General features: G+C 71.0%; 19 protein-coding genes. 11 read left to right on the plus strand and 8 right to left on the minus strand.

All coding sequences use genetic code 11. The features are described from left to right. Window positions 1-70 precede the first annotated feature (70 nt). Together OG510_RS22855 and OG510_RS22860 are read left to right on the plus strand one after the other, a co-directional pair. Window positions 71-658 (plus strand): TetR/AcrR family transcriptional regulator, encoded by a 588-nt coding sequence (locus OG510_RS22855; protein ID WP_406139181.1) that lies wholly within the window; start codon window positions 71-73, stop codon window positions 656-658. A gap of 152 nt (window positions 659-810) precedes the next feature. Next, entirely contained in the window at window positions 811-3006 is a 2196-nt protein-coding gene (locus tag OG510_RS22860) for an MMPL family transporter (protein ID WP_406139182.1), read from the plus strand. Between the two features lie 21 nt (window positions 3007-3027). Here the strand turns inward: OG510_RS22860 and OG510_RS22865 are convergent, their stop codons facing one another. Beyond that, window positions 3028-3501, minus strand: a complete 474-nt coding sequence (locus OG510_RS22865) for an SsgA family sporulation/cell division regulator (RefSeq protein ID WP_406139183.1) — start codon at window positions 3499-3501, stop codon at window positions 3028-3030. 279 nt (window positions 3502-3780) lie between these two features. Here OG510_RS22865 and OG510_RS22870 point away from each other — a divergent pair, with 279 nt between their 5' ends. The 3 genes from OG510_RS22870 to OG510_RS22880 are packed head-to-tail and all read left to right on the plus strand — an operon-like array spanning window position 3781 to window position 6354. Next, window positions 3781-4836: an energy-coupling factor ABC transporter permease gene (locus OG510_RS22870; RefSeq protein WP_406139185.1), complete on the plus strand. Its 1056-nt coding sequence runs from the start codon at window positions 3781-3783 to the stop codon at window positions 4834-4836. Between the two features lies 1 nt (window position 4837). After that, the gene (cbiQ, locus tag OG510_RS22875; RefSeq protein WP_406139187.1) at window positions 4838-5599 is read left to right on the plus strand and encodes a cobalt ECF transporter T component CbiQ; all 762 of its coding nucleotides are present in this window, start codon (window positions 4838-4840) and stop codon (window positions 5597-5599) included. Next, window positions 5596-6354 carry an energy-coupling factor ABC transporter ATP-binding protein gene (locus OG510_RS22880; protein ID WP_406139189.1) on the plus strand — a complete coding sequence of 253 codons (759 nt, stop codon included), beginning with the start codon at window positions 5596-5598 and terminating at the stop codon, window positions 6352-6354. The genes cbiQ and OG510_RS22880 overlap by 4 nt, the downstream gene beginning before the upstream one ends. A gap of 87 nt (window positions 6355-6441) precedes the next feature. Here the strand turns inward: OG510_RS22880 and OG510_RS22885 are convergent, their stop codons facing one another. Continuing rightward, window positions 6442-7485, minus strand: coding sequence for an SDR family NAD(P)-dependent oxidoreductase (locus tag OG510_RS22885; protein WP_406139191.1), 1044 nt, complete (start codon window positions 7483-7485; stop codon window positions 6442-6444). A gap of 304 nt (window positions 7486-7789) precedes the next feature. Here OG510_RS22885 and OG510_RS22890 point away from each other — a divergent pair, with 304 nt between their 5' ends. Together OG510_RS22890 and OG510_RS22895 are read left to right on the plus strand one after the other, a co-directional pair. Beyond that, window positions 7790-8947 carry a serine hydrolase domain-containing protein gene (locus OG510_RS22890; RefSeq protein ID WP_406142492.1) on the plus strand — a complete coding sequence of 386 codons (1158 nt, stop codon included), beginning with the start codon at window positions 7790-7792 and terminating at the stop codon, window positions 8945-8947. Window positions 8948-8954: 7 nt separating this feature from the next. Continuing rightward, window positions 8955-9734: an SDR family NAD(P)-dependent oxidoreductase gene (locus OG510_RS22895; RefSeq protein WP_406139193.1), complete on the plus strand. Its 780-nt coding sequence runs from the start codon at window positions 8955-8957 to the stop codon at window positions 9732-9734. A 144-nt stretch (window positions 9735-9878) separates the two neighbouring features. Here the strand turns inward: OG510_RS22895 and OG510_RS22900 are convergent, their stop codons facing one another. Then, window positions 9879-11126, minus strand: a complete 1248-nt coding sequence (locus tag OG510_RS22900; protein ID WP_406139194.1) for a peptidase S8 — start codon at window positions 11124-11126, stop codon at window positions 9879-9881. 269 nt (window positions 11127-11395) lie between these two features. On the opposite strand from OG510_RS22900, the gene OG510_RS22905 reads away from it, so the two are divergent. Then, window positions 11396-12196 (plus strand): TrmB family transcriptional regulator, encoded by an 801-nt coding sequence (locus tag OG510_RS22905; RefSeq protein WP_406139196.1) that lies wholly within the window; start codon window positions 11396-11398, stop codon window positions 12194-12196. A gap of 29 nt (window positions 12197-12225) precedes the next feature. Here the strand turns inward: OG510_RS22905 and OG510_RS22910 are convergent, their stop codons facing one another. Continuing rightward, entirely contained in the window at window positions 12226-13587 is a 1362-nt protein-coding gene (locus OG510_RS22910) for a chloride channel protein (protein ID WP_406139198.1), read from the minus strand. Window positions 13588-13730: 143 nt separating this feature from the next. On the opposite strand from OG510_RS22910, the gene OG510_RS22915 reads away from it, so the two are divergent. Continuing rightward, a complete protein-coding gene (locus tag OG510_RS22915) occupies window positions 13731-14168 on the plus strand; it encodes a glutaredoxin domain-containing protein (RefSeq protein ID WP_406139200.1) in 438 nt (145 codons plus the stop codon). Window positions 14169-14178: 10 nt separating this feature from the next. Here the strand turns inward: OG510_RS22915 and OG510_RS22920 are convergent, their stop codons facing one another. Both OG510_RS22920 and OG510_RS22925 read right to left on the minus strand, forming a co-directional pair. After that, complete coding sequence (locus OG510_RS22920) at window positions 14179-14397, minus strand: DUF397 domain-containing protein (protein ID WP_406139201.1); 219 nt, start codon at window positions 14395-14397, stop codon at window positions 14179-14181. Then, entirely contained in the window at window positions 14387-15208 is an 822-nt protein-coding gene (locus OG510_RS22925; RefSeq protein ID WP_406139203.1) for a Scr1 family TA system antitoxin-like transcriptional regulator, read from the minus strand. The genes OG510_RS22920 and OG510_RS22925 overlap by 11 nt, the downstream gene beginning before the upstream one ends. A gap of 173 nt (window positions 15209-15381) precedes the next feature. Here OG510_RS22925 and OG510_RS22930 point away from each other — a divergent pair, with 173 nt between their 5' ends. Further along, the gene (locus OG510_RS22930) at window positions 15382-15660 is read left to right on the plus strand and encodes a hypothetical protein (protein WP_406139205.1); all 279 of its coding nucleotides are present in this window, start codon (window positions 15382-15384) and stop codon (window positions 15658-15660) included. Then, entirely contained in the window at window positions 15660-16088 is a 429-nt protein-coding gene (locus OG510_RS22935) for an ATP-binding protein (protein WP_406139206.1), read from the plus strand. The genes OG510_RS22930 and OG510_RS22935 overlap by 1 nt, the downstream gene beginning before the upstream one ends. 13 nt (window positions 16089-16101) lie before the next feature. Here the strand turns inward: OG510_RS22935 and OG510_RS22940 are convergent, their stop codons facing one another. Next, window positions 16102-17184, minus strand: a complete 1083-nt coding sequence (locus OG510_RS22940; protein ID WP_406139207.1) for a hypothetical protein — start codon at window positions 17182-17184, stop codon at window positions 16102-16104. Window positions 17185-17286: 102 nt separating this feature from the next. Then, window positions 17287-18006 carry a DUF4232 domain-containing protein gene (locus OG510_RS22945; protein WP_406139209.1) on the minus strand — a complete coding sequence of 240 codons (720 nt, stop codon included), beginning with the start codon at window positions 18004-18006 and terminating at the stop codon, window positions 17287-17289. Window positions 18007-18189: the final 183 nt, after the last annotated feature.

Genomic DNA, 18189 nt, shown 5'->3' on the forward strand with positions numbered 1-18189 from the left:
CGTTGTCGTTTCGCTCGGGCGCGGCGTACCGTCGTGGTGTACGAATCCGTTTCGCTCGGGAAGGCCGGGGATGGCGAGCAGACTGACGCCGGAGCGCGAGGGTGAGCTGTACGCGGCCACACTCGATCTGCTGCGTGAAGTCGGCTACGAAGCCCTGACCATGGATGCCGTCGCCGCCCGTACGCGGTCGAGCAAGGCCACCCTCTACCGCCAGTGGGGGAGCAAGCCTGAGCTGGTCGCCAGGGCTCTGCGGTACAACAAGCCCGTCCGTATCGAAGACGTCGACACCGGTTCGCTGCGCGGGGACTTCCGGTCCATGGTGGCGCGCGAGGACGACTGCGAGATGGAGCGGAACTCCGCCCTGATGCGGGGCCTGATGCATGCCGTGCATGAGAACCCGGATCTCTTCCAAGCGCTGCGCGAGCTTCTGATCGAACCCGAGGTGACCGGGCTCAACCAGATGCTGCAGCGCGCAGTGGAGCGCGGCGAGGTCAGTGCCGGCAATCCCGCGCTTGCCTTCGTCCCGCACATGCTGGTCGGCGCCTTCGTCGCCCGGCAGCTGCTGGAGGAACAACCTGCCGACCAGGCTTTCCTCTCCCGTTATCTGGACTCCGTGGTACTCCCCGCTCTCGGCGCCCAGCCATCGGACAACCCGTGATCCACGACCGATCAGCACCGTGATCGTCGCTGTGATCACCACCTGAGCCACCACCTGACACAGCTGAACACCTCTCCACCTGACACGCCGCTCTCGTCGTCGGGCTGGTTCATGACGCCCTTTTCCACCCGACCTGACCGGGAGACGCCCTCGTGGCCACGTACCTCTACAAGCTCGGACGGTTCGCCTTCAGGCGCCGCCGTTATGTCGCCCTGGTGTGGGTGGCGCTGCTGGCGCTCGCCGGCTTCGGCGCCTCGTCCGCCGCCACCGCGACCGCAAGCTCCTTCTCCATACCCGGCACGGAGGCCCAGAAGGCTTTCGACCTGCTGGGGCAGCGGTTCCCGGGGGCGAGCGCCGACGGCGCCACCGCCCGGGTCGTCTTCAAGGCCCCGTCCGGCGAGAAGATGACATCAGCGGCGAACAAGGCCGAGGTCAAGAAGGTCGAGGGGGAGCTGAGCTCCGGCTCGCACCAGATCTCATCGGTGACCGACCCCTACACCGCGAAGGCCGTCTCCAAGGACGGCAGCACGGTCTACGTCCAGGTCTCCTACAAGGTCAGCTCGATGGAGCTGACCGACCAGACCAAGGACTCGCTCCAGAACACCGTGGACAAGGCCGACCACAACGGATACACGGTGGAGATCGGCGGTGACGCGCTCCAGGCCATGCCGGAGACCGGCTCCGGCGAGATCATCGGTGTCGTACTCGCCGCGATCGTGCTGATCGTGACCTTCGGCTCGCTGATCGCCGCGGGGCTCCCGCTGCTGACCGCGCTCATCGGCGTCGGTATCGGCGTCTCGACGATCACGGCGCTGGCCAATGTGCTGGACCTGGGCAACACCACATCGACGCTGGCGATGATGATCGGCCTCGCTGTCGGTATCGACTACGCGCTGTTCATCGTCTCCCGCTACCGGGCGGAACTCGCCGAGGGCAGGGAACCCCAGGAGGCCGCGGGGCGGGCGGTCGGAACGGCCGGCTCTGCTGTGGTCTTCGCCGGGCTCACCGTGGTCATCGCCCTGGTCGGCCTGGCCGTCGTGAACATCCCGATGCTCTCCAAGATGGGCTTCGCCGCGGCCGGTACGGTCGTGATCGCCGTCCTCATCGCGCTCACCCTCATCCCCGCGCTGCTCGGCTTCGCCGGAAAGCGCGTGGTGGGGCGCAAGGCCCGCAAGAACCCGCCGGTGCCGGGCGCCGAGGTCAAGGCCAACGGCGGCACCCGCTGGGCGCGCACCGTGCTGCGCCGCCCCGTCCTGGTGCTGCTCGTGGGTGTGATCGGCCTGGGGGCCATCGCGATCCCGGCGGCCTCCCTGGAGATGGGCCTGCCCGACGACGGGGCGCAGCCCACCAACACCACCCAGCGCCGTGCGTACGACCTGCTCTCCGACGGCTTCGGCCCCGGCTTCAATGGTCCGCTGACGACGGTCGTCGACGTCAAGGGCGTCAGCGACGGCAAGGCGGCGGTCGACGAGGTGCACCAGAAGATCGCCGGGCTGGACGGTGTGGTCTCGGTGGCGCAGCCGTTCTACAACAAGGCGCACGACACCGCGACGATCAGCGTCGTCCCCAAGGACCGGCCGTCGTCGGTCAAGACCGAGGACCTGGTCCACTCCATCCGTGACGCGGGTGCGCAGGTCAAGTCGGACACCGGTGCCACGGTGCTGGTCACCGGCGCGACCGCGATGAACATCGACTTCTCGCAGAAGATGAACGACGCGCTGGTCCCGTATCTGGCGCTCGTCGTCGGGCTCGCGTTCCTGCTGCTGATGCTGGTGTTCCGCTCGGTGCTGGTCCCGCTCAAGGCGGCGCTCGGCTTCCTGCTCTCGGTGGTCGCCGCCCTGGGCGCGGTCGTCGCGGTCTTCCAGTGGGGCTGGCTCGGCTCGCTCTTCGGCGTCCAGCAGACCGGCCCGATCATGTCGATGATGCCGATCTTCATGGTGGGTGTGGTCTTCGGTCTCGCGATGGACTACGAGGTCTTCCTGGTCACCAGGATGCGGGAGGCGTACGTCCACGGGGAGAGCCCGGGCCAGGCCGTCGTCACCGGCTTCAAGCACGGTGCGCGTGTGGTGACGGCCGCCGCCGTCATCATGATCGCGGTGTTCTCCGGCTTCATCGGCGCCAGCGACTCGATGATCAAGATGATCGGTTTCGGGCTCGCCATCGCGGTCTTCTTCGACGCCTTCGTCGTACGGATGGCCATCGTGCCCGCCGTCCTGGCGCTGCTCGGCAAGCGGGCGTGGTGGCTGCCGCGCTGGCTCGACCGGGCGCTGCCGAACGTGGACGTCGAGGGCGAGGGCCTGAACAAGCACATCGAGGCCCAGGCGCAGCGCGAGCTGATCGACGCCTGAGGGAGCCGGAGCCCGGGTGGCTCAGGTCCGCAGCGGCCCCCCATGCCCCACGGCATGGGGGGCCTCGGTCTGGGCCTCCGTCCGGGCTCCGGTCTGCTTCAGGGGCGCGTCCTCGCGGAGCGCCTCCCTGCGGGCGGCCTTCCCGGCCCGTTCGGTTTCCTGCGGGGCCGCCGCGTGGGTGCGGCGCAGGAAGCGGATCAGCGGCGCGTTGTCGAACTGCACCACAGCGACCCCGTCCGCCGAGTAGAACTCCAGCACCACCTGGGCCCGCCCGCAGGGCCAGACCCCGATGTCGCCCGAGCGCCGGGGCGTCCGCAGCCCCGCTTCGAGCAGCTCCCTGGGAAAGACCCATTCGTTGTCGCCGGGGAAGACGAGGCGCACGGCGCCCGGGTCCTGCTCCGGGTCGTACTGGAGCGCGACATAGACCACCGACCACTGGCCGGGGACATCCGTCACCACATGGCCTCGTACGGGCACCTCGACGGCGGGGGACATGTGCGCTCCCTTGATCTGTGACGCGGGCGATCCGGCGGTGCGGCCGACCCGGCGGTGCGGAGGCTCCGGCAGCGCGGGCGATCCGGTCGTACGGATACATGCGTCATTTGGGGCTGTTTGTATTCCAATGTCCCATATTTCTGCGGTGATGCCACCGCTCGGTCCCTGCCGGACCGCCGCTGCTGGGAGAAAGGCGCTCTTGCGAGCTGTTCGCAACAGGGCTCTATCATCGAACGGTTCACCACCGCCGGTGCGCCATCGCGAGGAGAGAGTCACCACATGCATGTCCCCGACGGATTCATCAACGCCCCCGTATCGGCGGTGACCGGTGTCATCGCCGCGGGCGCGATCGCGGTGAGCCTCCGGGGCGCCCGCCGCGAGCTGGACGAGCGCACCGCACCGCTCGCCGGTCTGGTCGCCGCCTTCATCTTCTCCGTGCAGATGCTGAACTTCCCCGTCGCCGCCGGCACCAGCGGTCATCTGCTGGGCGGTGCGCTCGCCGCGATCCTCGTCGGCCCGTACACCGGGGTGCTCTGTGTCTCCGTCGTCCTGCTGATGCAGGGCATCCTCTTCGCCGACGGCGGGCTCACCGCCCTCGGGGTGAACATCACGGACATGGCCATCGTGACGACCGTCGTCGCGTACGCCGTCTTCCGCGGCCTGGTCAAGGTGCTGCCCCGCCGCCGCAGCTCGATCACCGCCGCCTCCTTCGTCGCCGCGCTGCTCTCCGTGCCGTGCGCCGCGCTCGCCTTCACCGCGATGTACGCGCTCGGCGGCACCACCGACGTCCCGGTCGGCAAGGTGCTGACCGCGATGGTCGGCGTCCATGTCCTCATCGGCATCGGCGAGGCCGCGATCACCGCGCTCACCGTGGGCGCCGTGATCGCCGTCCGCCCCGACCTGGTTTACGGCGCCCGCGGCCTGACCGCCCCGCTCAAGCTCCGGGTGGGCGGCGAGCTGGTCGACGCCCCCGCGGCCGAGCCGGTCCCGGCCGCCGCCAGGTCGGCGCGCTCCACCCGCAAGATCTGGGGCATCGGGCTGATCACCGCTCTCGTCCTGGCCGGGTTCGTCTCCTTCTACGCGTCCGCCAGCCCCGACGGCCTGGAGAAGGTCGCCCACGACAAGGGCATCGACGCCAAGGAGCAGCCGCACCACACGGGCGACTCCCCGCTCGCCGGTTACGGCGTCAAGGACATCACGGACGCCCGGCTCTCCGGCGGCCTCGCCGGGCTGATCGGCGTCGGCGCGACCGTGGTCGTGGGCAGCGGCGTCTTCTGGGCCGTCCGCCGCCGCCGTACGCAGGCCACGGCAGGCCCGCGCGCGGAAGCCGTCTGACATGGGCGCCGGTCACGCCCACAGGCTCTACCGGCACGGGCAGTCGCCGGTCCACGACCTGCCGCCGCACTGCAAGCTCGCCGCCGTGTTCGCCTTCGTGATCGTGGTGGTCTCCACCCCGCGCGAGGCGATGTGGGCGTTCGCGCTGTACGCGGTGCTGCTCGCGGGGGTGACCGCCGTGGCGCGTATCCCGGCCGGGTTCCTCCTCAAGCGGCTGCTCATCGAGATCCCGTTCGTGGCCTTCGCGGTGCTCATGCCGTTCGTCGTCCCCGGCGACCGGGTCCACGTCCTGGGCCTGTCGCTCAGCGAGCCAGGACTCTGGGGCGCCTGGAACGTCCTGGCCAAGGGCACACTCGGCGTCGCCGCTTCCGTACTCCTCGCGTCCACCACCGAACTGCGCTCGCTGCTCCTCGGGCTCCAGCGGCTGAAGCTCCCGCCGATGCTGGTACAGATCGCGTCCTTCATGATCCGCTACGGCGACGTGATCACCGACGAGATGCGCCGGATGTCGATCGCCCGCCGCTCGCGCGGGTTCGAGGCACGCGGCGTGCGGCAGTGGGGAGTGCTCGGCAAATCGGCCGGGGCGCTCTTCATCCGCTCCTACGAACGGGGCGAGCGCGTCCATCTGGCCATGGTCAGCCGGGGATACACCGGGACCATGCCGGTCATCGACGAAGTGACGGCGTCGGGCGCGCAGTGGCGGTCCGCCGCCGCACTCCCGCTCGCCGCGCTCTGCGTCTGTCTGCTGGGATGGTGCCTATGACCACGACCCCCACCGCCCCTCCGTCTCTTGAGGTCGCCGGGCTCGCGTACGCCTACCCGGACGGCCACCAGGCGCTCTTCGGGGTCGACCTGGCGGTGCAGCGCGGCCAGCGGGTCGCTCTGCTCGGACCCAACGGCGCGGGCAAGACCACCCTCGTCCTCCACCTCAACGGCATCCTCACCGGCGGCGCCGGAACGGTCTCGGTGGCCGGGCTGCCGGTCGCCAAGGCCAACCTCGCGGAGATCCGCCGCCGCGTCGGCATCGTCTTCCAGGACCCGGACGACCAGCTCTTCATGCCGACGGTCCGCGAGGACGTGGCGTTCGGCCCGGCCGCCGCCGGGCTGCGTGGCCCGGAGCTGGAGGCGCGGGTCGTCGCGGCGCTCACCCAGGTCGGCATGGAGGCGTACGCGGACCGTCCCCCGCACCACCTCTCGTACGGCCAGCGCCGCCGTGTCGCGGTCGCCACCGTTCTCGCGATGGAGCCGGAGATCCTGGTCCTGGACGAACCGTCGTCCAACCTGGACCCGGCGTCCCGCCGCGAACTCGCCGACATCCTGCGGTCGTTGGAGGTGACGGTGCTGATGGTGACGCATGACCTGCCGTACGCGCTCGAACTGTGCCCGCGCGCCGTGGTGCTCAGCGACGGTGTGATCGTCGGCGACGGGCCGACCGGCGACATCCTGGCGGACGAGGCACTGATGCAGGCACACCGCCTTGAGCTGCCGTTCGGCTTCAACCCCCGCGCGGCGGTCTGACCACGGCGGTCTGAGCGCGGCTGTCCGAGGGAGGCGGTCCGGGCGCGGCGGTGCGAGTGGCTGTCGGGCCTCCCGTCGGCCCCGCCGTCAGCCCCGCTGTCGGAGGAGGCCCGAGGCCGGATCGGTGCCGGTCAGTTCGCAGCTGATCTCCCACAGCCGCCCGGCGACCACCGGGTCGGCCAGGTGCGCACGGACCGTCTCGGGCTTCGGCCTGCCGCGCAGCCCGAACACCCGGGGCCCCCACAGCCGTCCGCCCACCACCGCCGGATCGAGGACGGCCCGGACGGCGGGCCGGGCCGCGGCCTCCTTGCCCTGGAGCAGCAGGCCCGCGGGCAGGCCCCGCAGCCGTTCGCCGCCGGTCGGGGCGTGGACCGGCGGGCGGGCCGGTGTGAGGGAGTCGAGCGCGCCGCCCGGATGCACCACCACACTCAGCGTCCCGCTCCCGGCGGCCCGCAGCCGCCGGTCCAGCTCGAAGCCGCACAGCATCTGGGCCAGCTTCGACCGTCCGTACGTCCGCTTGGGCCGGTAGTCCCGCAGGGACTGAAGATCGTCGAGGTCGAGCCGCTCCGACCGGGCCGCGAAGCTGCCCACGGTCACGACACGGCTGCCGGGCGCGGCCCTGAGCAGCGGCGCCAGCCGGTGGACCAGGGCGAAATGGCCCAGATGGTTGGTCGCGAACATCAACTCGTGGCCCTGCGCGGTCTCCTGGCGCTCCGGCCGGTCGAGCAGCACCCCGGCGTTGAGCACGACCGCGTCGAGCGGTCCGGGGCCCAGCCGGGCCGCCGCGTCCCGGACCGATGCCGGGTCGGTGAGATCGAGCGGCAGATGCCGGAGCCGCGCCCCGGGCACACGGGAGCGGATCGAGGCCATGGCGGCTCCGGCCTTCGCCGCGTCCCGGCTGCCGAGGACCACGGTGGCCCCGGTCCCGGCGAGCTGTTCGGCGGTGAAGTACCCGATGCCCGCGTTGCCCCCGGTGACCAGGAACGTCCTGCCGTCGGCCCGGGGCAGCCGGTGCACGTCCCACGTCCGGGACCCGGCCAGGGCCGAGGGGGCCGAGGGGTCCGCGGACGGTGTGGCGGACGGCGATCCGGACGGTGTGGCCGACGGCGATCCGGACGGTGTGGCGGGCATGGGCTCTCCTGTGTACGGGCGGTGCGGCCGGCTGTCCCCGGCCGGGCCACCGGCGCGGGATCCTCACCCGTACCGGCGGCCGGACCACCCATGCTGGCCGCCCCCGCCGACAGCCCGCCGACAGCGGACGCGCGCTCACCGACACCCGGCCGACAACCGGGCCGGGTGATCGGCGCGCACGGCCCCCGCCGATCACCCGGCACACCCGGAAACCCCACCCCCCGGCATGCCCCGGCAGACCCGCACCGCACCATGGACCCTGTACGCCGTCCGGGCGTACAGCTAGACGTGGGAGCGCGACGTGGTGGACGTCCAGGGCACAGTGGCGGACGGATTCGAGGCGGTCCGGGACGCCTTCGTACGGAACTTCACGCACCGTGCGGAGCGCGGCGCCGCCGTCACCGTCTACCGCGACGGCCACAAGGTCGTCGACATCTGGGCCGGTACGAAGGACGTCGACGGCGCCGAGCCCTGGGCCCTGGACACCGCCCAGATCGTCAGGTCAGCGACCAAGGGAGTGGCCGCCGCCGTCCCGCTGCTCCTGCACCAGCGCGGCCAGCTCGACCTCGACGCCCCCGTCTCCACGTACTGGCCGGAGTTCAAGGCGGGCGGCAAGGAACGCGCCCTCGTCCGGCACTTCCTGGCCCACCGCACCGGCGTCCCCCTCATCGACCGCCCCCTCACCCCCGCCGAGGCCGTCGACGGGGTGTCGGGCCCGCGCGCGGTCGCCGCCCAGCAGGCCGCCTGGGAGCCGGGCACCGACCACGGATACCACGCGCAGACGTACAGCTGGCTGCTGAGCGAACTCGTCCGCCGGGTCACCGGCCGCACCATCGGCCGCTGGATCGCCGAGGAGATCGCCCGCCCCCTCGACATCGACTTCTGGGTCGGCCTGCCCGCCGAGGAGGCGCACCGCGTCGGCCGGATCGGCAGCGTCGCCGCGCCGCCGGTCGGCAGCGGCCTCAAGGTCAGGCCGAAGCGGTCCGTCAGCGACGCCTACCAGGACCCCACCTCGCTGACCAGCCGCGCCTTCGGCGCCATCGAGCCGTTCCCCGACGAGAACGACCCGGACTACCGCGCCGCCGAACTCCCCGGCTCCGGCGGCATTTCCACCGCCCGCGCCCTGGCCCGCGTGTACGCCGCGATGATCGGCCACGTCGACAACGGCAGCCGCCTCTTCGCCCCCGCCACGCTCGCCCTGGCCCGCAGCGAGGAGTCATCGGGCCCGGACCGCGTCCTGGTCGTCAACACCCGCTTCGGCCTCGGCTTCATGCTGCACGGCCCGTCGGCCCCGCTGCTCGGCCCCGGCTCGTTCGGCCACCCCGGCCGGGGCGGCTCGCTCGGGTTCGCCGACCCGGAGGCGGGCATCGCGCTGGGGTACGTGACCAACGCGCTGCAGAAGGGCGTCACCGCCGATCCGCGCGCTCAGGCCCTGGTCAGGGCGGTACGCGCGGCGACATGATCGCCGTATGGGAAACACGAGGCGGTTCGAGGGTTACGCGGTCCTGATCACCGGAGCTGGCAGGGGAATCGGCGCGGCCACCGCCCGCAGATTCGCCGACGAGGGCGCCCGCGTCCTGGTCACCGATCTGGACGGGGCCCGTGCGGAGAGGACGGCGAAGGAGCTGCCGGGCGCGCTGCCGTTCCCGTGCGACGTCACCGACCGGTCGGCGGTGGAGGCGGCCGTGGCGTACGCGGTGGCCGAGTTCGGCGCACTGGACGTCCTGGTCAACAACGCGTACGCCTGCTCGCCGGACGCCCCGCTCTTCGAGGACGAGGACGACGAGTCCTGGCACCGGGACCTGGACGCCACCCTGAGCGGCGCCTTCCGCGTCTCGCGCGCCGCCATGCCGCACCTCGCGGCGGCGGGCGGCAGGGGAGCGATCGTCAGCATCGGCTCGGTCAACGGCGCTCAGGACTTCGGCAATCACGCCTACAGCGCGGCGAAGGCGGGCCTGACGAGCCTGACCCGCACGCTCGCGGGCCACGCGGCGCCACGCGGGGTCCGGGTCAATCTGGTGGCGCCGGGCACGATCCACACGGACGTATGGGCGTCGCGCGGTGTGGAGGCGACGCTCGAACAGGCCGCGAAGCACTACCCGTTGGGCCGGGTGGGAGTCCCGGACGACATCGCGGCGGCGGTGACGTTCCTGGCGTCGCGCGATGCCGCGTGGATCACCGGGGTGACGCTGCCGGTGGACGGCGGCCTGCTGAGCAGCAATCTGGGGCTGCGCGGCGCGCTGGGCTGAGACGGGCCGGACAGGACAGCGGGCCCGGACCGGGGTTGCCGGTTCGGGCCCGCTGCGTTCACGGTGCGGTGTTCACGTCGTCGTGGTCACCGCGTCGCCCGGTGGCCGCGTCGGGCCGGTGGGCGCGTCTGTCGGTGGTGCGGATTACTTGGTGAAGGCCGCGGTGCCGTTCGGCGTGCCGAGACCCGTCGGACCGTCGTAGCCCTTGCCTGCCTTGCACAGGTAGTCGCTGCACGACCCGTTGGCCCCGCTGGTGACGTCGTTGAGGGAGCCGGTGTGGGCGTACGGGTACGAGGCGGGGGTGTCACCCGAGCCGGGGGCGCCGGCGAGAGCGTAGACGCCCGCGATGAACGGCGACGCGGCGCTGGTGCCGCCGTAGACGTTCCAGCCGTCGGCCTGGTAGCTGTCGTAGACCGCGAGGCCGGTGGCCGGGTCGGCGACGGACGACACGTCGGCGACGGCGCGCTTGGCGCAGTCGGCGTCCTTCTGCCAGGACGGCTTCGCGTCGTACTTGGAGCAGCCCGAGCCCGCTCCCTCGCCGCCCGCGCTGGTGCCCCAGACGGACTCGGACCAGCCGCGCGTGCTGCTGTCCTTCTTGAGCGAGGTGCCGCCGACCGCGGTGACGTACTGCGAGGCGGCCGGGTACTCCACGCCGTAGCCGCTGTCACCCGAGCTCACGGTGATGGCGACGCCGGGGTGCTTGAAGTACTGGTCGTCCGCCTGCGTGTCGGTGGTGTCCTCGTCGCCGCCGTAGCTGTTGGAGACGTACTTGGCGCCCTGCTTGACGGCCTGGTTCACGGCCGCGCCGAGGTCGTCCATGCTGGCGGACTTGGCCTCGACGAGCAGGATGTGGCACTGCGGGCAGGCCGCGCTGACCATGTCGACGTCGAGGGAGATCTCTCCGGCCCAGCCGGCGTCGGGCGCCGGGTAGTTCGAGCCGCCGTCCTGGTCGATCTTCTTGAAGCAGCCGTTGTCCGTGGTGCACTCGGGCAGGCCGTACTGGGAGCGGTAACTGCCCAGGTCCTTCTCGGCGTTGGGGTCGTCGTTGGCGTCGACGATCGCCACCGTCTGACCCGAGCCGCCGTCCTTGGGGAGGTTGTAGGCGGCCTGCAGGTCGCTGGGGCCGAAGCCGGAGGGGGCGGCGTTGTGGCCGACCGACTTCTGCTGCTTGATGTCGGTGCGGGCCAGCGCGTTGCACGCCATGTAGCCGGGCTTGGACGGCTCTGAGCAGAGCCGGTGCGTGTGCACCGTGGATGCGGCCGGTGCCGCGGAGCCCGTCGCCGCGAACGCGGACGTCTGGGAGGCGGCAAGGAGGCCGCCGGATATGAGTGCCACTGCCGACAGCAGGGCCGGTGCGCTGCGGCGCAGCAGACCGTTTCGATGGGATCGCAAGGAGCTGCCCTCCGTGGGGGGTTGGGTGTCCGGGACGGACATCCGGGGGCATTCATGTCAAGCGCTGTCAAGTGCATGACAACGCACAACGAGGAACGTACCGGACGAAGTGTCGCGGATCCTGAGGGTGGCGCTGTTCACTCGACTACTGCCACCCCGGTGAGTGGTGGCTAAATAGAAAGCTATTCAATCGCTTGCCCAAGTAGCTACCGGGCGTTGGTAAAGCCTTTCCCTCGACCCGCGACCGTTGGCATATACCTTGTCTTGCCATGGAGTTGGAAGAAGGACCGATCAGCGATCTGGTGGCGCTCGGCCTCGCGCGGTACGAGGCACGTGTCTATCTGGGCCTCATCAGGCGTGATTCGTACACGGCCGCCGAGGTGGCCCGCGAGACGGACGTACCGCGCCAGCGGGTCTACGACGTCCTGGACGCACTGGTACGGCGCCGGCTGGTCACCACCCACCCCGGGCGGGTCGCCACCTATTCCGCCGTCACCCCGGAGCTGGCCGTGGCCCGCCTGATGGCACTGCAACGCGAGTCCGTCGACCGGCTGGAGCGGGTGTCGGAGGGGCTCGCAGCCGTGCTCCAGCCGGTCTGGTCCGACGGGCGCGTGCACACCGACCCGCTGGACTACATCGAGATCCTGCGCGATCCGAAGGCGATAGCCGAACGCTTCGCCGACATCCAGCAGCAGGCCAGGCACGAGCTGTTGACCTTCTGCAAGCCCCCGTTCGTCGCTCCCGAGGAGAACACCGAAGGCATCAAGGTCGTCCGCCGGCTGCACCGGGCGGGCGGCACGGTCCGTGCCATCTACCTTGACGACGCCCTGGACAACCCCGGGACGGTGGAGCACATCAAACGCTTCGCCGACGCGGGGGAACAGGCCCGCTTCACCGCCGAACTGCCCCTGAAACTGGTCGTCGCCGACTCGTCCCTGGTGCTGTGCGACATGCCGGACCCGGTGGCGGGCGCGGGCTCCACCACGACCCTGTTCATCGAGCACCCGGCGCTCGCGGGATGCCTGCGCCTGGCGTTCCTGACGGTGTGGGAGGGCGCCGCGGAGGGGTGACGGCCGGCCGCGCAGGGGCTCCCGCCGGGTCAGGCGGGTGCCGGGGCGGGTGTGGCAGGGGTGGCCGTGGCCGTTGTGCGCGGCGGGTTGAGGCGCGCGGACGCGACATGGCAGACCACCACCGCGACGATCACCAGCGGCATGACAGTGACGCCGTCATGTCCGAGCAGCAGCGTGGCCAGCAGTACGGAGGTCATCGGCAGCCTGAGCAGCGCCACCGCCATGGCGCCCATGCCCATCGCGGCGGCCGCGACGAACGGCAGGCCCGGCAGATGGGACAGGGCGATCCCGCCCGCCGCGCCGAGGAACAGCGCCGGGAAGATCGGGCCGCCGCGGAAGGCCGCGAGCGACACGCAGTAGGCGAGGCTCTTGCAGGCGATCAGCAGCACCAGCGCGCCCACGGAGTACGAGCCGGTGCTGAGGAGGAGGCCGGGCAGCGCGCTCTGCCCGGAGAACAGCACATCGGATGTCCCCTTGCCGGTCCCCTCGGCATACGCGACGGCAAGACCCGCCACGACCAGGCCGACCACCGGTGTCCACACCGTCCGGCGCCGGTTCACGCCCGGCTGCAGCCGCAGCGCCAGGCGGTGGACCCCCGTACCGAGGAGCGCGGCTGCGGCCCCGATCACCAGCGCGTACCCGAACTGGGCGAGATCGGGGCGCCCCGCGGTCGGCAGGCTCGGGATGGTCAGGGTGCCGACACCGAAACCCGCCCACGTGCCCAGCCCGGTGAAGACCAGTGAGCCGATCCCGGCGGCCAGCAGCCCCGGCACGAGCACGATCCCGAGCATGGGTCCGCCCAGACCGGACGCCTCCATCAGCAGAAACGCACCCACCAGCGGCGAACCCAGCAGCGCGCTGATGGCCGCGAAGCTGCCCGCTGCCGCGACCAGGGACTGCTGCGCCGCGGTGGCACCCGGCCGCAGCAGACGGAAGGCGTACAGGGCGATGCCGCCGCCGAGCGCGATCAGCGGCGCCTCCGGCCCGACCACGGCACCGAACGCGAGGGACGCGACAGCGGCCAGCAGGATGCCCGGCAGCTCGGCGGCCGGTGCCGCCCCCTTGGTCTTGAGCCCTTCGGCGGGCTGGTGACCGCCGTTGCCCGGCAGGCAGCGCACGGTCAGCGCGACCAGCAGCCCGGCGACCGCGAGCAGGGGCAGCGGCCACCAGACAGGCGCACTGTCAAGGCCGAGGGCGTGGGGGAGGCTTGAATAGAGGGCGTTCTGGAGGTGGTCGACCGCCTGGAGGAAGCCGTAGGCACCGGCCGAGAGCACGACGCCGAGGAGCGCGGTGAGGACGAGGAGCAGCAGATAGCCCCTGGTCCGCAGCGGCCCGAACGGGTCCGCGAGCAGGGCGGCTTGCTGGTCGGCCGCCGGCTGGTCCGCTGACATCGGGGTGTCTCCTCAAGGCTGTCCGGGCTGTCTGGCCCTCCGGGGCGGTCACCGCCCGACGATAATGACAGCTATAGGGAGTTTTCCGGGCATTCCGAATCTCTCGGACCAGGTGGCTTGAATTGCCGGTAGCCTGCGTCATCATGATGCGCACGTGGGTCTCGCCGATACTGCTGGCGCTCTCCGGCTCAGTAGTGGCGACTGAGCTGATCTCCGGAGGGAACCCGGCCCCGGCAGTAGCGCTCCTGCTGCTGTTTCTGCTGCTCGCAGGTGTGACCTCGCCTCTGATCTTCCCGAGGTCGATCGGCGCGGTCGAAGCGCAACGCCGCAGCGCGGTCGACGGCCGGCCGATCGTCTTCTGGCGGCCGGGCTGCACGTACTGCCTGCGACTGCGCATCCGGTTGGGCCGTAGCGCCCGCCGCGTGCACTGGGTCGACATCTGGCGTGACCCGGCTGGAGCGGCCGTGGTGAGGTCGGCCAACGACGGCAATGAGACCGTGCCGACTCTTGTCATCGCGGGCCGACCGCACGTCAACCCCGATCCTGAATGGGTGCGCGAACAGCTCTGTCCTCCCGCGTGATCAGGAGTAGTTACGCGGTGAGGTGTCCGCCCTTCACGGCGGTGACGAAGGATTCCCAACCGGTGGCCGGGAAGACCAGGGCGGGGCCGTGGGGGTTCTTGGAGTCGCGGACGGGGATGTCGGCGTACCCGTCGGCCACTTCGAGGCAGTCGTCGTTGCCGGGGCCGCTGTAGCTGGACTTGCGCCAGTCGCTCACGAACGCGAGGTCTATGCGCGCGTTACTGTTCACGTTCGTACTCCTTTGCTACGGCCCTGACCAGGGCCAGTGATTCTTTGGCAGACAACGCGTCGCCCAAGGCCAGATCGTAGGCGAGGTGACAGTGCTTCACCATGATGGGATCGTCGAAGACATGACCGGTGCCGACGCCTTCCACGTAGGCGATGGGGGGAGCGTCATCGAAGCTCATCAGGTACAGCATTCCGGCGAGGAGCGCATGGGCCCCGACTCCGAACGGCAGCACGTGCAGGCGGATTCGTAGAGCCTCGGCGAGGTTGGCGATCTTGTGCAGTTGTTCTGCCATGGTCTGCGGCCCGCCGATCTGCCGCCGCAGTGCTGCCTCGTCCAGCAAGACCCAGAAGACTGTGTCCGACGGGTTCTCGATGATCGGCGCACGGGCCAGGCGGTTGGCCACGTGTTCGTCGACCGGTGTCGTGGGGTCGAGCGAGGCGTGGGCACTGAGTACCTCCTTGGCGTACGCGGCTGTCTGGAGAAGGCCCGGGATCAGTGAGGCCCCGTAGTGCCGGATTTCCTTGGCTTGTTGCTCGAATTCCGCTACCGGAGCGAAGTGACTCGCGTACTTCGAGCCCAGGTCCTTCAGCCAGCGGGCGAAGAACCCGTCCGACCCCAGGGCGCGGTCCAGTCGCTGTGCGTCGTCCGGGGTGGGGAGGCGGCGCCCGGCCTCCCAGTGGCTGATCAGGGTCGGTGAGCAGACCACCGCCTCGCTCACCGCTTCCTGCGTCAGGCCGGCGGCGACGCGCCGGATCCTCAGCTCCTCGCCGTACTTCTGGCGGATCGAGCGCGACTTGGGTGTTCCGGTCACGGGACCAACTCCTGTACTTGAACCTCGCGTTGTCAGGTCGAAACCCCTGGAAGCGTAGCGACGCAAGGCACAGGCTGTGAGTTATTCGTCACAGTGCGGCAGGAGCGCACGAGACCCCCGCGACCGCAGCAACAGTCCGGGGGCGTGGCCAACGCCTACCCAGGAGCGTCGACATGCTGAAGTTTATTGCCCGTTTCGCCGGACCGGCGGCCCGATGCGTGAATCGGTCCGCGAGGCGGCGGACCGGGCCGCCACCCCCGCTCGTGGTGCGGCGGCGCCGTCTGCTCGTATGCCGTGCGTACCTGCCGCTCGGGCATCAACTCCGGCCGCATCTCGGCTCGTTCTCGGCGCCGGCCCATGAACGTCTGGAGCACAGCCGGATCGCCTGGTTCGACCTGCACGGTGTCGACGTCGGGCCGCGCTGCCCGCTGCACGGTGTGGTGGTGCGCTGATGGAGCAGATCGTCAAGGACGCCGTCGTGCGGCGGTGGAGCCGCCACCCCGCCTGTGTGGCGCGGGCGCGTGCGGAACTCCGTACGGCACTGGAGAGTTGGGGCCTTGCGGCTCTCATGGATCCGGCCGCGGTCGTTCTCTCGGAGCTGCTGACCAACGCCGGGCGGCATGCCGTGGTCTCGCCGGGGCGCGAGATCGAGACCCGGTTCCTGCTGGACGGGGACGGCCGCGGCCTCCGTATCGAGGTGCACGACGCGTCGCCCGTACCTCCCCGCATGGCCGCACCCGATCAGGACGCGGACGGCGGCCGCGGCCTGTTCCTGGTGGATGCGCTGGCCGACACCTGGGGCTTCGGCGAGCGCGTCGGGCCCGGCAAGGTCGTCTGGGCCGTGCTGGGGCCGGACGGGGACGGCGGACGTGACGCGTGAGTGCGGCAGGGCCTCAGTGTCCGGCCGGATCCGCCGCCGGTCGCAGCTCCGTGCGCAGGAGCGCGTGCGCTGTGGCGACCGGGGGTACGACCAGCGCTGCCAGGAACAGCAGGCCCACCGCGGTCGGGACGACCTCCATCACGGCGCCCGCGGCGTAGGGGTTGTCGTGCGTGAGCCACAGCACGGCGAGGCCGACCGTATGCGCGACGGGCCCGGCCGCGTCGGACAGGAGGGTGAACGCGGCGGTGACGACGGCCGCGAGCAGCAGGCAGACGGACAGGGCCCGCCACCTTCGCGTGCCGCGGGTCAGTTTCCAGGACCGGGCCAGGGCGGCCCGCGCGGTGGGCGCGTCGTTCACCGCGGCGGCGGTGGCGAGGTTCAGACGGAGCCATACGAGGACCCCGGCGGCGATGACGAGGGACGTCAGGCTGTTGCCCAGCAGCCGGTAGGGCGTACTGCTCCAGTAGTCGAGTCGCGGGATCTCGATGCCCATCATGCCCCCGCTCCGGAAGAACGCCGCCACGAGATAGGCCAGCAGTGCCAGCGGCGCCACGCACACGAGCGTCAGCAGCTGGACGCGGAAGCCGCGCCAGATGTACGTGCGGCTGCGCCGCCACAGGCCACCGGGGCGCAGGGCGGGGCCGCCCGCCGCCGCGTCGCGGACGGCCACGGCGTTCGCGACGAGCAGCACGGCGAGCACGAGGACGGCGAAGACCAGCAGCAGCCCCATGAAGGGGAGGCTGCGCAGAACGATGGAGGTGTACTGCTCCGAGAAGTAGCCGAAGGGCGGATCCTCGTACGCTATTTCGTCGCGTGCCTGCTTCCAGGTGACGGCGAAGTTGTGCCAGGAGAGGGCGAAGGCCGCCGCCACCAGGGCTGCGCCCACGAGCGCGGAGAAGAGTGCGACGCCGAAGGAGAAGCCGTACAGGCCGCGCCAGTTGCCGCGGAAGAGATCCAGGGTGGCTGCGGTGATTCCGCGTGGGGGCCGAGGCCCCTCCTGGGTTCCCGCCGCTCCTCCTGGAGATCCCGGCCTTCCGGGGGCCTCCGGATGGTCCGTTCCGTCCGGTGCTGTCGCCCGGCCCTTCTCCCGCGTCACTGCTCGCGCCCCTCTTCGTTCGGCGCCGGCGGGGGATCGTTCTCGGCCGTCGGCGCTGTGTGCGTACGCCCTCCCACCATGACCGGGAGGGCGGGCTCGGGTCTACTTGCCGGTGCCGACCGCGTAGATGACGATGCCGCCGGTCTTGGACTTGGCGTCGGGGTTGTCGACGGCGATGTTGATGGACGTGCTCACCGTCTTGGAGTGGGTCTCGTCGGGCGGCGTGATGGTCATGGTGGTGAATGTGTAGCCGCTGCCGCCGCTCTTGTTGACCGGGTAGTTCACGACGAACTGGGTCGAATCGCCGGGACCCAGCTTGACGACGGGCCGCTCATCCGAGCCGCCGCGGGTCGCGCTGACGCCGTCGGTGTCGCCCTTGCCCCTGAGGTCGACGCCCGCGTAGCCCTGCATCGTGCAGGAGGTGGAGGCGTTGTTCCTGAAGTTGACCACTTCCTGGCCCTCCCCGGAAATGCCGTGCTGGGCCGTGATGGCGAGGTTCGCGGTCTTGCAGGTGCTGCCGGACGCCGAACCGGAATTGGAGGAGCCGGAATTGGAGGAGCCGGAACCGGAACTCGCGTTGCCGGAGCCGCCGCTCGTGCTGGAGCTGTTGCCCGAACCGCTGCCGGATGAGCCGTCCTGGCCGCTCGCGGTGCTGGGCGCGGACGTCGCGCTGGAGGAACCGGCTGACGCGGCCGTACCGGAGGTGTCGGACGACGACGCCGGCCCGGAGGCGGTGGAGTTGTCGGGGTCGCAGGCCGTCAGGGACAGTCCGGCGGCCACGACGACGAGGGCGAGAGCCGAGAGCCTCTTGTTGCTGCGCATTGCTTCTCCGTATCGGACACCGGCCCACTCGGTCGCGGGCCCTTCTCGTTCATGGAGGCGGAGGGGAGCGGCGGCGGTTGCACGGGGGCCGGACCGGGACACTTCCGTAACACGAGGGAAGCATGATCGCGACCCGCCTCCCGGACCCGCTTCCCGGACCTGCCTCACGGACCCGCTTCCCGG

The organism is Streptomyces sp. NBC_01089 (assembly GCF_045162975.1).
Taxonomy (GTDB): domain Bacteria; phylum Actinomycetota; class Actinomycetes; order Streptomycetales; family Streptomycetaceae; genus Streptomyces.

Bases quoted from the DNA above. Each gene is read 5' to 3' on its own strand.
- OG510_RS22905 (WP_406139196.1), top strand. From the start codon at position 11,396: ATGGAGTTGGAAGAAGGACCGATCAGCGATCTGGTGGCGCTCGGCCTC.
- cbiQ (WP_406139187.1), top strand. From the start codon at position 4,838: ATGGGCGCCGGTCACGCCCACAGGCTCTACCGGCACGGGCAGTCGCCG.
- OG510_RS22870 (WP_406139185.1), top strand. From the start codon at position 3,781: ATGCATGTCCCCGACGGATTCATCAACGCCCCCGTATCGGCGGTGACC.
- OG510_RS22910 (WP_406139198.1), bottom strand. From the start codon at position 13,587: ATGTCAGCGGACCAGCCGGCGGCCGACCAGCAAGCCGCCCTGCTCGCG.
- OG510_RS22880 (WP_406139189.1), top strand. From the start codon at position 5,596: ATGACCACGACCCCCACCGCCCCTCCGTCTCTTGAGGTCGCCGGGCTC.
- OG510_RS22865 (WP_406139183.1), bottom strand. From the start codon at position 3,501: ATGTCCCCCGCCGTCGAGGTGCCCGTACGAGGCCATGTGGTGACGGAT.
- OG510_RS22945 (WP_406139209.1), bottom strand. From the start codon at position 18,006: ATGCGCAGCAACAAGAGGCTCTCGGCTCTCGCCCTCGTCGTCGTGGCC.
- OG510_RS22855 (WP_406139181.1), top strand. From the start codon at position 71: ATGGCGAGCAGACTGACGCCGGAGCGCGAGGGTGAGCTGTACGCGGCC.
- OG510_RS22885 (WP_406139191.1), bottom strand. From the start codon at position 7,485: ATGCCCGCCACACCGTCCGGATCGCCGTCGGCCACACCGTCCGGATCG.
- OG510_RS22935 (WP_406139206.1), top strand. From the start codon at position 15,660: ATGGAGCAGATCGTCAAGGACGCCGTCGTGCGGCGGTGGAGCCGCCAC.
- OG510_RS22930 (WP_406139205.1), top strand. From the start codon at position 15,382: ATGCTGAAGTTTATTGCCCGTTTCGCCGGACCGGCGGCCCGATGCGTG.
- OG510_RS22915 (WP_406139200.1), top strand. From the start codon at position 13,731: ATGATGCGCACGTGGGTCTCGCCGATACTGCTGGCGCTCTCCGGCTCA.
- OG510_RS22895 (WP_406139193.1), top strand. From the start codon at position 8,955: ATGGGAAACACGAGGCGGTTCGAGGGTTACGCGGTCCTGATCACCGGA.